The 13,092-nt window shown below is 62.5% G+C and carries 11 protein-coding genes, 1 tRNA gene and 1 pseudogene; 10 read left to right on the top strand and 3 right to left on the bottom strand.

Translation table 11 applies throughout. The annotated features are described in order from the left end of the window. Positions 1-17 precede the first annotated feature (17 nt). Positions 18-1,229: a radical SAM family heme chaperone HemW gene (gene hemW, locus H9X91_RS08140; protein WP_204804182.1), complete on the bottom strand. Its 1,212-nt coding sequence runs from the start codon at positions 1,227-1,229 to the stop codon at positions 18-20. A gap of 126 nt (positions 1,230-1,355) precedes the next feature. On the opposite strand from hemW, the gene spoVAC reads away from it, so the two are divergent. After that, the gene (spoVAC, locus tag H9X91_RS08135; RefSeq protein WP_204804180.1) at positions 1,356-1,793 is read left to right on the top strand and encodes a stage V sporulation protein AC; all 438 of its coding nucleotides are present in this window, start codon (positions 1,356-1,358) and stop codon (positions 1,791-1,793) included. 95 nt (positions 1,794-1,888) lie between these two features. Continuing rightward, positions 1,889-2,231 (top strand): annotated as a pseudogene (locus H9X91_RS08130) (heavy metal translocating P-type ATPase); the annotation flags it as partial. A 73-nt stretch (positions 2,232-2,304) separates the two neighbouring features. On the opposite strand, the gene H9X91_RS08125 reads toward H9X91_RS08130, so the two are convergent. After that, complete coding sequence (locus H9X91_RS08125) at positions 2,305-2,679, bottom strand: desulfoferrodoxin family protein (RefSeq protein ID WP_204804178.1); 375 nt, start codon at positions 2,677-2,679, stop codon at positions 2,305-2,307. Positions 2,680-3,233: 554 nt separating this feature from the next. On the opposite strand from H9X91_RS08125, the gene H9X91_RS08120 reads away from it, so the two are divergent. From H9X91_RS08120 to H9X91_RS08085, 8 genes are all read left to right on the top strand, one after another. Then, entirely contained in the window at positions 3,234-5,228 is a 1,995-nt protein-coding gene (locus tag H9X91_RS08120) for a DNA gyrase/topoisomerase IV subunit B (RefSeq protein ID WP_204804176.1), read from the top strand. Between the two features lie 13 nt (positions 5,229-5,241). Next, positions 5,242-6,366, top strand: coding sequence for a phospholipase D-like domain-containing protein (locus H9X91_RS08115; RefSeq protein WP_204804174.1), 1,125 nt, complete (start codon positions 5,242-5,244; stop codon positions 6,364-6,366). A gap of 2 nt (positions 6,367-6,368) precedes the next feature. Beyond that, positions 6,369-8,615 (top strand): DNA gyrase/topoisomerase IV subunit A, encoded by a 2,247-nt coding sequence (locus H9X91_RS08110; protein WP_204804173.1) that lies wholly within the window; start codon positions 6,369-6,371, stop codon positions 8,613-8,615. Between the two features lie 31 nt (positions 8,616-8,646). Next, the gene (locus H9X91_RS08105; protein WP_204804172.1) at positions 8,647-9,501 is read left to right on the top strand and encodes a YitT family protein; all 855 of its coding nucleotides are present in this window, start codon (positions 8,647-8,649) and stop codon (positions 9,499-9,501) included. A gap of 1 nt (position 9,502) precedes the next feature. Beyond that, the gene (locus H9X91_RS08100) at positions 9,503-10,099 is read left to right on the top strand and encodes a lactate utilization protein (RefSeq protein ID WP_204804171.1); all 597 of its coding nucleotides are present in this window, start codon (positions 9,503-9,505) and stop codon (positions 10,097-10,099) included. A 44-nt stretch (positions 10,100-10,143) separates the two neighbouring features. Continuing rightward, positions 10,144-10,821 carry a hypothetical protein gene (locus tag H9X91_RS08095; RefSeq protein ID WP_204804170.1) on the top strand — a complete coding sequence of 226 codons (678 nt, stop codon included), beginning with the start codon at positions 10,144-10,146 and terminating at the stop codon, positions 10,819-10,821. Positions 10,822-10,867: 46 nt separating this feature from the next. Then, positions 10,868-10,943, top strand: a tRNA-Gly gene (locus H9X91_RS08090). A 131-nt stretch (positions 10,944-11,074) separates the two neighbouring features. Further along, entirely contained in the window at positions 11,075-11,290 is a 216-nt protein-coding gene (locus H9X91_RS08085) for a NifU family protein (RefSeq protein WP_204804169.1), read from the top strand. Positions 11,291-11,383: 93 nt separating this feature from the next. On the opposite strand, the gene H9X91_RS08080 is transcribed toward H9X91_RS08085, so the two are convergent. Continuing rightward, a complete protein-coding gene (locus H9X91_RS08080; RefSeq protein WP_204804167.1) occupies positions 11,384-13,075 on the bottom strand; it encodes an FAD-dependent oxidoreductase in 1,692 nt (563 codons plus the stop codon). Positions 13,076-13,092 lie beyond the last annotated feature (17 nt).

Here is a 13,092-nt window from a genome sequence, read left to right as displayed (position 1 = left end):
GCAGGCAGACTGCCGCCTCAGTCCAGATGGACCCGGAAGTCTCCCCGGGCGGCGGCCTCTGCCCGGCGCTGCTTGTCGGCGGCCAGGGCGTCCAGCATTCCGCCGATGATCTGGTTGGACACCAGAAAGCCCCGGGGCGTCAGGCGCCAGCAGCCGTCCTCCTCCACGGCGTAGCCGGCCCCGGCGCACTGGCGAAGGAAGGGCAGGAAGCAGGCAAAGCGCCGGCGGAAGCGGTTTTCGAACACCTTGGGGTCCAGCCCCGCCGTGGTCCGCAGACCCAGCATGATCCACTCCGTGTCCCGGTCCAGGGGCGGGATGCGCTCGCTTTCCGACAGCATGGGCGCATGGTCCCGCACGCCCCGGATGTAGGCCTCCAGGTCCCGGGTGTAGGCGTACCGGACGCCGCCGAAGTCCGAGTGGGCGCCGGGGCCGAACCCGGCGTACTCCCCCAGGGTCCAGTACTTCAGGTTGTGGCGGGAGGCGAAGCCGGGCCTGGCGAAGTTGGAGATCTCGTACTGCTCATAGCCCTGGGCCTTCAGAAATTCCACTGCGTACAGGTACATGTCCGCCTGGGCCTCGTCCCCGGGCAGGCCGGCGGTGTCCTTCCGGTCGAAGAGGGGCGTGCCTGCCTCCACCTTCAGCCCGTAGCAGGACAGGTGCTCCGGCTCCAGGTCCGCGGCGGCGGAGAGGGTCTTCTGCCAGCCCTCCAGGATCTGATGGGGCAGGCCGTAGATCAGGTCCAGGGACAGATTCTGGAATTTGGCCTTGCGGGCGGCCTCCACGGCGGCGGACACCTGGGCCATGGTGTGGACCCGGCCGATCTCTGCCAGCTCGGTGTCGTCGGCGGACTGCATCCCCAGGGAGATGCGGTTGAAGCCGCATTTGCGCAGGGTCCGCAGCGCCTTCCAGTCCCCGGCGGAGTCCGGGTTGGCCTCCAGGGTGATCTCGGCGTCCTTGGCCACCCTGAACTTTTTCAGGATGACTTTCAGGATCTTTGCCAGCCGCTTGGCCCCCAGATAGCTGGGCGTGCCGCCGCCGAAGTACACCGTGTCCACCAGATGGTTGGCGGCGAAGGGGGCGGTCTCCGTCAGATGGGCGCAGAGGGCATCGGCATACGCATCCATCCGGTCCTCGGACCGGGGCAGGGAGTAGAAGTCGCAGTAGACGCACTTGCTCCTGCAGAAGGGGATGTGGAGATACAGGCCCAGCGGGGCCGGAGTGGGTTTCATGAGAATTCCTCCAAACACACAGGTCATTGGACACCAGTGTACTCCCTTCCGCCCCGCTTTGCAAGGGCGCATACTTTTTCATGGAGCGGGGACCCTATGGAAAACAGCCTGAAAGGGAGGATCGTTATGGATATGACGCCCCAGGAGTATCAGCAGTATGTGAAGCGGAAGGCGAAAAAATCGCCGCTGCTGAAAAACACCGCCCTGGCCTTTGGGGTGGGCGGGGCCATCTGCGCGGCAGGCCAGCTGATCCTGAACGGCTGGACCGCCGCCGGTCTGACGGAGCAGCAGGCGGGCACCGCCACCTCCTGCACCCTGGTGTTTCTGTCCGCCCTGCTGACGGGGCTGAACCTCTACAACAAGCTGGCCCGGTTCGGCGGCGCCGGGACGCTGGTGCCCATCACGGGGTTTGCCAACGCCGTGGTGTCCCCGGCCATCGACTTCCGCAGCGAGGGCTTTGTCACCGGCATGGCGGCGAAGATGTTCCTGATCGCCGGGCCTGTGATCGTGTTCGGCACCGTGGCCTCGGTGGTCTACGGCGTGGTCCTGCAGCTGCTGGGATGAGGGCCGCCGCAGAGCGCTGCCGGGGTCCGGATGGCGGCCCCCGCCCCGGGGCTGGCGCTCTGTGCCGCCGTCCTTCCGGCAGGCGGCAGCTGTGCCGCGCCGCCGCCCGGCCGGGGCCGGCTGGAGCTGCTGTTCTGCCGGGGCGGGCCAAAGGCCACACCGTCATCATGCCGGGGGACGGCATCAACGACTCCCCGGCCCTGTCCGCCGCCAGCGTGGGCATCGCCGTCAGCGACGGCGCCGCCATCGCCCGGGAGATCGCCGACGTCACCATCGCGGCGGATCGACGCCAACTACCGCTTTGTCATCGGCTTCAACGGCACCCTCATCGCCCTGGGGGCTGCCGGGGCGCTGGCTCCTGCCGCCTCCGCCATGCTCCACAACCTGTCCACCCTGGGTGTCAGCCTGCGGAGCATGACCAATTTGCTGAACGGGTAAAACAGCCGTCCGCTCAGAAAACAAGACGCCCGGCACCATGTGGTGCCGGGCGTCTTTGCGGGGTGAAGACTGCTTACAGGTCCTGCTTCCACAGGCCGTGGAGGTTGCAGTAGGCGTAGACGGCCTTGGCGGTCTGGCCCTCCGCCAGGGCGAACACCGCCTCCGGCGCCTCGTCGGGGTGGAACCAGTGGATCAGGGCCTCCCGGTCCGTCTCCACCACCACCCACTGGATGAAGTGTTCGGCGGTCATGGGGTGGGTGACGGAGCCCACGTTCACCTTCACGAGGCTGCCCTCCACGGTGACGGCGGGCACGTGCTTCTCCTGGGCGGCATCGGTGACGCCGGCCTCCAGCAGCTGCATCTCCTCGCCGCAGCACTTGACGGGGACCTGAGCGGAGGTGAGCTTGGTGATGACATTGCCGCAGTGTCTGCAGATATAGAACTTCATGATAAAACTCCTTTTTTCGACAGATTGGAAGGAATGGGCAGATGACGGATCCCGCTGGGGACGCCGCCTCCTGCAGGAGAGGATTTCTGATGTTAAATTAGCATATCCGAATATTTTTATATATGGCAAATGCAACAATTCCGAGGAAAACGGGAGGAAAACCGGCCGGAGCGCGGGCGCCGGACAGGGGGCGTATTTTTTGCGGAATTACGGAGTTGACATAACGGTGTGGAAAACTCTGTGGAGAATGTGCAAAACCCATGGGGCGGGGACTTTCAGGCGGGTGACGGTCTGGTTATGGGAAATTTTACGCAACAACATTTTTGTGAAATTTCTGTAAAGTGGGAGAAAAGGGAAGAAGCGGGCGGCTTTTTGGCGGCCCCTTGAACCCGATGGCCGGATATGGTACAATATCCGCAGAACGGACGGGGATCCGGGACATTTCCGGCGGCACCGCGGCCCGGAGGCTGCGGTGATAGCCTGTCCGCATGCGGGGGCGGATATGCGCCCTTTCTTTGAGAACCCGGCGGTTTACCGCCTTGACGGAGGAACAGATGGCAACCAAGAAGCAGGATTACGGCAATGAGAGCATTTCAGCATTAAAAGGCGCGGACCGGGTCCGGAAGCGGCCCGGTGTCATTTTCGGCTCCGACGGGCTGGAGGGCTGCGAGCACGCGGTGTTCGAGATCCTCTCCAACTCCATCGACGAGGCCCGGGAGGGCCACGGCAGGGTGATCACCGTCACCCGATTCCAGGACCGGTCCATCCAGGTGGAGGACGCGGGCCGGGGCTGCCCGGTGGACTGGAACGAGAAGGAGCAGCGGTACAACTGGGAGCTGGTGTACTGCGAGCTGTACGCCGGCGGCAAGTACGGCAGCGGCGACGGCGACAACTACGAGTACTCTCTGGGCCTCAACGGCCTGGGCGCCTGCGCCACCCAGTACGCCTCCCGGTACATGGACGTCACCGTCTGGAGGGACGGGTTCGAGTACGCCCTCCACTTCGAGCGGGGCGAGATCGCGGGGGAGCTGGGCAAGACGCCCCTGCCCAAGTCCCAGGCCAAAAAGACCGGCACCCGGACCCGCTGGCTGCCGGACCTGGACGTGTTCACCGACATCGCCATCCCGGCGGAGTACTTCACCGACGTGATGAAGCGCCAGGCGGTGGTGAACGCCGGCGTCACCTTCCGGTTCCGGAACGAGACGGAGCCCGGCCGGTTCGAGGAGACGGAGTTCCTCTACGAGAACGGCATCATGGACTATGTGACGGAGCTGGCCGGCGAGGGGAGCCTGACAGCCCCGGTGTTCTGGCAGACGGAGAAGAAGGGCCGGGACCGGGCGGACAAGCCGGAGTACAAGGTGAAGCTCAGCGTGGCCTGCTGCTTTTCCAATAAGGTGAACGTCATCGAGCACTACCACAACTCCTCCTGGCTGGAGCACGGCGGCTCTCCGGAGAAGGCGGCCAAGTCCGCCTTTGTCTCCGCCGTCGACAAGTACCTGCGGGACCAGGGGAAGTACCAGAAGAACGAGAGCAAGATCACCTGGGCGGACATCGAGGACTGCCTGGTGCTGGTGTCCAACAACTTCTCCACCCAGACCAGCTACGAGAACCAGACGAAGAAGGCCATCACCAACAAGTTCGTCCAGGAGGCCATGACGGAGTTCCTCCGCAGCAATCTGGAGATCTACTTCATCGAAAACCCCTTTGACGCGGAGAAGATCGGCGAGCAGGTGCTGCTGAACAAGCGCAGCCGGGAGAAGGCGGAGGAGACCCGCCTGAACGTGAAGAAGAAGCTCTCCGGCACCGTGGACATCGCCAACCGGGTGCAGAAGTTCGTGGACTGCCGCACCAAGGACGTGGACCGGCGGGAGATCTACATTGTGGAGGGCGACAGCGCCCTGGGCAGCGTGAAGCAGGCGCGGGACGCCGAGTACCAGGGCATCATGCCGGTGCGGGGCAAGATCCTGAACTGCCTGAAGGCGGACTACGCCCGCATCTTCAAGAGCGAGATCATCACGGACCTCATCAAGGTCCTGGGCTGCGGCGTGGAGGTCCAGAACAAGCATGTGAAAAACGTGGCCCCCTTTGACCTGAACAACCTGCGGTGGAGCAAGGTGGTCATCTGCACCGACGGCGACGTGGACGGCTTCCAGATCCGGACGCTGATCCTGACCATGCTGTACCGGCTGACCCCCACCCTGATCCGAGAGGGGTATGTGTATATCGCCGAGACGCCCCTGTTCGAGATCAACAGCGGCGACAAAACCTGGTTCGCCTACTCCGACAAGGAGAAGAACGACATCGTGAAATCCCTGGAGGGGAAGAAGTTCAAGATCGACCGGTCCAAGGGCCTGGGCGAGAATGAGCCGGACATGATGTGGCTGACCACCATGAACCCGGAGACCCGGCGGCTGATCCGGGTGATGCCGGCGGACGTGGAGCGGACGGCGGCGGTGTTCGACCTGCTGCTGGGGGACAACCTCCAGGGCCGGAAGGACCATATTGCGGAGAACGGGTACAAGTATTTGGAGATGGCGGATATTTCGTGAGGAGGGACTGCCAATGTCGATTGAACTATTGACGTATAATCATAAAGAAAAATTGACAGAGGCATTTGAACGCAGTCATGAGAAGATTAGCATTATTTCTCCATTTTTGTCAGAGGACACAGCGGATTATTTCTCAAGCCTTATTAAAAGAAAACAAATACCAGCCACCTTTGTTACTCGTTTTGACCATGAGGCTTTTGTGAAAGGAGCAAATAGTACAAAGGGCTTAACAAAAATGTTGCACGCAGGTGTGGAACTGTTGGCGTTGCTGGATTTGCACACAAAGCTATACTTGATTGACAATAGGACAGCAATTTTAGGTTCTGCAAATTTTACGGCAAGCGGTATGAGCAAAAACATTGAATTGTCGCTGTATATTGAGGATGAACCGGAATTGTTGGATTCCTTACAGGAATATTTTGAGGAATTGCGAGATGTATGCAGGGAGCAGGAAACGTATATTACGGAAGAGAAACTGAAACGTGAAGAACAGTTGGTTAAAGATGAGAATACATCTAGCAAATATGCGGGACCATGCAAAACAACCGCAAAACCATTTGGCGCAAAAATGCCTGCCAGAGATGATGAATTGGAGCGGGACTATGTCCAGGAATTACTGAATCCAAAAATAAACTATGACAGCCATTGCTGGATAAAATTTGAAGCCAGTAGCAAGGAACGGAGAGTTTCGGGCCAGCCGTATACCTTTCATAATCAAAATGGAATCTATATGACACGTTTTTCCGAGGCGAGAAAGCCAAAGCGGATGCATGAAGGCGATATTGTCTATATAGCGGTCCATTCCTGGGACCGTAACGGGAATCCGGCACCGATGATTGCCGGGAGAGCGCGGTGCCACGCGTTCCGGGAGACCAATGTGATTCCGGATGGCGGGCAATGGCCGGTGTATCTGGAGTTGTATGACGTTGCGCCATGCGCGGGGAATATTCAGGATGGGATTTGCCTATATGATCTTGTAGACGCGCTGGGAAAAGATACCTATACGCATACACAAGGAGGAGGGGTGCCTGCGGAGTCCATCCGTTACAGCCACCGGCAGCAGGCATATTTGGGCCTTACTGAAAAGGCGGAAAAATACCTGGAACAAATATTCAAACCTCGAGATAAGGAATCGTAACCATGCCCAAAAAGAAAAAAACTGACGACAACAAGCATAAGGTAGACGCGTCCAACGTTATCGGCCTCCATGCCGCCGTGGTGGAGCAGCCCATCACCGACACCCTGGAGACCAACTACATGCCCTACGCGATGTCGGTCATCGTCTCCCGGGCCATCCCGGAGATCGACGGGTTCAAGCCCTCTCACCGCAAGCTCCTGTACACCATGTACAAGATGGGCCTGCTGACGGGGGCCCGGACCAAGTCCGCCAACATCGTGGGCCAGACCATGCGCCTGAACCCCCACGGCGACGCCGCCATCTACGACACCATGGTGCGCCTCTCCCGGGGTTACGGCGCCCTGCTGACGCCCTTTGTGGACTCCAAGGGCAACTTCGGCAAGGTCTACTCCCGGGACATGGCCTGGGCCGCCCCCCGGTACACGGAGGCCAAGCTGACGGCCATCTGCAGCGAGCTGTTCCGGGACATCGACAGCGACACCGTGGACTTCGTGGACAACTACGACAACACCATGAAGGAGCCGGCCCTGCTGCCCACCACCTTCCCCAACATCCTGGTGTCCGCCAACAGCGGCATCGCCGTGGGCATGGCCTCCCAGTTCTGCGGGTTCAACCTGAAGGAGGTCTGCGACACCACCATCGCCTATCTGAAAAATCCGGACTGCGACCTGATGGCCACGCTCCTGGCACCGGATTTCCCCACCGGCGGCGAGCTGATCTACGACGCCGGCACCATCCGGGAGATCTATGAGACCGGCCGGGGCAGCGTCCGGGTCCGGGCGAAATACCGCTACGTCAAAGAGGAGAACCTCATCGAGATCTATGAGATCCCCTACTCCACCACCGTGGAGGCCATTCTGGACAAGGTGGCGGAGCTCATCAAGGCGGGCCGGGCGAAAGAGATCGCCGACATGCGGGACGAGACGGACCTTTCGGGTTTGAAGCTGGCCATCGACCTGAAGCGGGGCACGGACCCGGACAAGCTGATGACCAAGCTCTACAAGCTGACGCCCCTGGAGGACGCCTTCGCCTGCAACTTCAATGTGCTGATCGCCGGCATCCCCAAGGTGCTGGGGGTGCGGCAGATCCTGGAGGAGTGGACCGCCTGGCGGACCGAGTCCGTCCGGCGGCGGGTCTACTTCGTCATGAAGAAGAAGCAGGACAAGCTGCACCTGCTGAAAGGCCTCAAGCGCATCCTGCTGGACATCGACAAGGCCATCAAAATCATCCGGGAGACGGAGGAGGAGGCCGAGGTCATCCCCAACCTGATGATCGGCTTCGGCATCGACCAGATCCAGGCGGAGTACGTGGCGGAGATCAAGCTCCGCAACATCAACAAGGAGTATATCCTCAAGCGGGTCAACGAGACCGCCGCCCTCCAGGACGAGATCGCCGACCTGGAGGACACCCTGAACTCTCCTCGCAGGCTGAAGCAGATCCTGGTGGACGAGCTGACGGAGGCGGCCAGGAAGTACGGCGAGCCCCGCCGGACCTCCATCGTGTACAGCCACGAGATCGAGACCTATGTGGAGGAGGCCCAGGTGGAGGACTATCCCGTCCACGTGTTCCTCTCCAAAGAGGGGTATTTCAAGAAGATCACGCCTGCCTCCCTGCGGATGGCGGCGGAGCAGAAGTACAAGGACGGGGACGGCCTGTCCCAGACCTTTGAGACCACCAACGGCGCGGAGATCATGTTCTTCACGGACCAGTGCCAGGTGTACAAGACCCGCCTCAGCGAGTTCGAGGACACCAAGGCCAGCGCCCTGGGGGACTATCTGCCCGCAAAGCTGTCCATGGACGCCGGCGAGAACGTGATCTACGCCGTGCTGCCGGGGCCGGACTACGCCGGGGCGCTGCTGTTCTTCTTTGCAAACGGCAAGGCCGCCCGGGTGGACCTGAAGGCGTACCAGACCACCTCCAACCGCCGCAAGCTGACGGGCGCTTACTCCGACAAGGCGCCCCTGGCCTGCGTCCGGAAGCTGGACGAGGACTGCGAGCTGGCGGTGTACTCCAACGAGCGGCGGTGCCTGATCTTCCACACCGCCCTGCTGGCCCCCAAGACCACCCGCACCACCCAGGGGGTGGCGGTGATGACCCTGAAGCCCAAGTACCATCTGGAGACGGTGAGGCCCCTGGAGGAGACGGCCATCACCAACTTCAGCCGCTACCGGGTGCGGAGCCTGCCGGCTGCCGGAGCCCTGGTGCGGGAGGAGGATGCGGAAGAGCAGCAGATGGACCTGCTGAACTGAGTGCGGACTGGAATGGATCAGGAGGAGAGCCATGGCACAGAGAGTGAAGAGCTATGGGATCATTACGCTGGGCGCGCTGATCTACGCCCTGGCCTTTGATGCCTTTGTCGCGCCCAACCGATTTGCCATGGGCGGCCTCACGGGCCTGGCACAGATCATCAATGCCCTGGTGCCGGCCCTGCCGGTGGGCGTGCTGTCCTTTCTGATGAATGTCCCGCTGTTTCTGGCGGGGTGGAAGCTCATCGGGGGACACCTGCTGGTCTCCTCCCTGTATGCCATGGCCGTCAGCTCCCTGGCCATCGACGGCATCTCCCTGGTGTACGTCTTTCCGGCCATGGACCCCATCCTGGCGGCGCTGTACGGCGGCGTGGTGATGGGCGTGGGCCTTGGCCTGGTGTTCTCCCAGGGGGCCACCACCGGAGGCACGGACATCATCGGCAAGCTGCTGAAGCTGAAATTCTCCTGGCTGCCCATCGGCAAGCTGATCCTGGTGCCGGACATGGTGGTCGTGGCGCTGGTGGCGGTGGTCTTCGGCACGGTGGATGCCGCCCTGTACGGCCTCATCAAGACCTTCGTCTGCTCCCGGCTGATGGACACGGTGCTCTACGGGCTGGACACTGCCCGGGTGGCGTACATCATCACAGACCGCTGGCGGGAGGTCTCCCGGGCCCTGCTGGAGATGCGCCGGGGCGTGACGCTGCTCCAGGGCCAGGGGGCATATACCGGCGCGGAGAAGCATGTACTGCTGGTGGCCTTCAAGCAGCGGGAGGTCGTCCAGGTAAAGCGGCTGCTGCGGGAGATCGATCCGGCCGCATTCTTCATCGTATGCGATGCCCATGAGATCTTCGGCGAGGGATTTGGGGATTATCAAAAGGAGGAGATTTGACATGGCGAATTTTGAGCAGGTGCAGAAGAATCTGGAGGCCCGCCGGTACAAGGTGAAGGTGTTCGCCTCGGCGGCGGAGGCGGCGGACTATCTGGATGCCCAGATCGACGGCGCCACCGTGGGCCTCGGCGGCTCCGGGACCCTGAACGCGATGGGGATCTATGAGCGGCTGGAGACCCACAACACCGTGTTCTGGCACTGGAAGCAGCCGGCGGACGAGGCCCGGCGGGCGGCCATGCAGACCCAGGTGTACCTGACCTCCGCCAACGCCCTGGCGGAGACCGGGGAGATCGTCAACATCGACGGCGTGGGCAATCGGCTGGCCGGCACCCTGTTCGGCCATGAGAAGGTGTACTTCGTCATCGGCCGGAACAAGCTGGCGCCGGACTATGAGAAGGCCGTCTGGCGGGCCCGGAACGTGGCCGGCCCCCACCGCGCCCAGCAGCTGGGGAAGAAGACCCCCTGCGCCGTCAAGGCGGATCGGTGCTATGACTGCAAGAGCCCGGACCGGGTCTGCAACGCCATGGTGACGCTGTGGGGACCCATGACGGGCATGGAGACGGAGATCCTTCTGGTGGACGAGGATCTGGGGCTGTAACAGGCCGCCTTGCAAAGCGGCGGCTGGAAAGGAGGCGCGTGGCTGTGCGGCTGCACCGGGTGATCTGCCTGCTGTGGGCCTGTCTGGCCCTGACAGGCTGCAGCGCGCTGCTGGAGCGGGAATACGCCACGGTGGAGCCCCACAGCAGCAAATTCTGGGAGAGTGAGGCCGCCGGGACCCTGCGGGCGGAGAACTACCAGGACATCGTCAACGACCTGCTGATCCTCATCGGCCAGCATACGGAGAGCGCCACCGTCCGGCTCTATAACTATGAGGACGATCTGACGGTGGCGGACACGCTGGAGCAGGCCACCACGGAGATCCAGCAGGAGACCTCCATGGGGGCCTACGCGGTGGAGTATATCACTGCCTCCAGCCGGGCCCAGCGGGGGTACTATGAGATCTCCCTGCAGATCAGCTACCGCCGCACGGCAGAGCAGATCCAGGCGGTGGTGAACGCCACCAGCACAGAGGCCCTGCCGGCCCTGCTGGAGACGGCCTTGGACGAGGGGCGGACGGAGCTGGCGGTGCGCATCGGCTACTGGGGCGAAAACGACCAGGCGCGGGTGGAAGAGGCCGTGGCCCAGCTCCGGGAGGAGCGCGGGCTGACAGAGACGCCTGCCTGGACCATCTCCTACTATCCGCCGTCCGGACAGGTGGGACTCATCGAGTTTGTGATGGGCCAGCCGCCTGCGGAAGAAAATGCGGAAAATCTTGAATAAGAGACTTGACAAGCGGGTATTTCTTTGCTAAAATACCCCTTGTTCCGCGGGCATAGCTCATCTGGTAGAGCGCCACCTTGCCAAGGTGGAGGTAGCGAGTTCGAGCCTCGTTGCCCGCTCCAGAGTGAAACAGGACACCCAGAGTTGGGTGTCCTGCTTTTTCGTCAGAAGGCGAACGCGCTGCCTCCACCTCTTGCATTCCAGGGACAAAAACTATATACTGAGGCTATAATCGACGGGGGGAGGAGTCGCTTTGGAAAAAAGAGTGAAAGACTTGATCGCGGAGATTAATTCCTTTACCAGCGAAGGGGGATTTTCCGTCAAATTTGTTGCACTCACGGCGGAAAATGTCGTGAAGCTCCGCTTGGAAGGCCCGGAGGCAGCGGCGGCACAGGAAACAATGAAATCCACCATAGAACAAATGGTAAAAACGTATATGCCGGAAATTTCGGGGCTGGAGTTTGTTTGAGAGCCGTATTCCCGGCCTGAGAAAACTACGGCCTGGAGGAGGCCGCAGAATCGGGAGGCGGGAGCATCTGTCGTGATGCTCCCGCCTTGCGCATTATTTCTCCATCCCGCAGGGCAGGGCCTCCTGGGCGGCGGCCTGATCCTGCATGACGGCCGTGTACAGCCGCCAGCCGCCGGAGAGGTGGCTGCACCGCAGGCCGTGCTGAGAAAGGATCCGGCAGGCGATGTAGCTCCGCAGGGCGCTCTGGCAGATGAGATACACCGGCTTGTCCGCCGGGATCTCCGCCAGATGCTCCCGCAGGTCGTCAACCGGGAGGTTGACGAAGCCTTCGGCGTGGCCTGCGGCGTACTCACCGGGGGTCCGCACGTCCAGCAGCGTGGCACTGCCGTCCCGGGGCAGGGCGTCCACGTCCTCCGGGAAGAACTGCTCCACCAGCCCCCGGGACAGGTTCTCAATCATGAAGCCCGCCATGTTCACCGGGTCCTTGGCGGAGGAGTAGGGGGGCGCGTAGGCCAAATCCAGGTCCTTCAGCTGGGGGCCGGTGAGCCCGGCGTGGATGGCGGTGGCCAGCACGTCGATCCGCTTGTCCACGCCCTCGTACCCCACGATCTGGGCGCCCAGCAGGCGATAGGTGCCCTTCTCGAACACCACCTTCATGGTCATCACCTTGCCGCCGGGATAGTAGCCGGCGTGGCTCATGGGGGAGAGGAAGACCTTATCGCAGTCGATGCCCGCCTGCCGGGCGGTCTTCTCGTTGACGCCGGTGGCGGCGATGGTCATGTCGAACACCTTGATGACGGAGCTGCCCTGGGAACCCAGGTACCGGCTGTCCCCGCCGCAGATGTTGTCCGCCGCGATGCGGCCCTGCTTGTTGGCGGGCCCCGCCAGGGACAGGAGGGCGTCCTGCCCGGTGACGGAGTGCTTCACCTGCACCGCGTCGCCCACGGCATAGATGTCCGGGACGGAGGTCTCCATCCGGTCGTTCACCACGATGCTGCCCTTAATGCCCAGCTCCAGCCCGGCGTCACGGGCCAGGCCGGTGTCCGGCGTGACGCCGATGGCCAGCACCACCATGTCGGCGGTGAGGGGGGCTTCGTCCTTGATGAGCACGTTGACCCGGTCCCCGTCGGCGGCAAAGCCCTCCACCGTGCGGCCCAGCATCAGCTTCACGCCTTTCTCGCGCAGCTGGGCGTGGAGGAAGGCGGCCATGTCCGCGTCCAGGGGGTTCAGCAGCTGCTTCGGCCGCTGGACCACCGTCACGTCCAGCCCCAGCTCCCGCAGGTTCTCCACCAGCTCGATGCCGATGAAGCCGCCGCCGGCCAGCACCGCAGACCTGGGATGGTGCTGTTCGATGAATTCCCGGAGCTTCAGGGTGTCCTCCACGGTGCGGAGGGTGAACAGCCGGTCGATGCCCACGCCGGGCAGCGCCGGCTGGGTGGGCCTGGCGCCGGGGGAGAGGATCAGCTTGTCGTAGGACTCTGCAAAGACCTCGCCCGTAGCCAGGTTTTTCACGTCCACCGTCTTGGTGTCCGGGTGGATGGCCGTCACCTCGTGGCGGACCCGCATGTCCACCCGGAAGCGCCGCCAGAAGCTCTCCGGCGTCTGGAGCGTCAGCTCCGCCCGGTCGGTGATGATGCCGCCGATGTAGTAGGGCAGGCCGCAGTTGGCATAGGACACATACCCGGACCGCTCAAACACCACGATCTCCGCCGACTCGTCCAGCCGCCGGAGCCGGGCCGCCGCCGTGGCCCCGCCGGCCACGCCGCCCACGATCACAACTTTCATCTCATTGTACCGCCTTT

The sequence above is a fragment of the Oscillibacter valericigenes genome (genome assembly GCF_016902445.1).
GTDB lineage: Bacteria > Bacillota > Clostridia > Oscillospirales > Oscillospiraceae > Oscillibacter > Oscillibacter avistercoris.
This window is presented reverse-complemented; position numbering and strand designations above follow the sequence as displayed.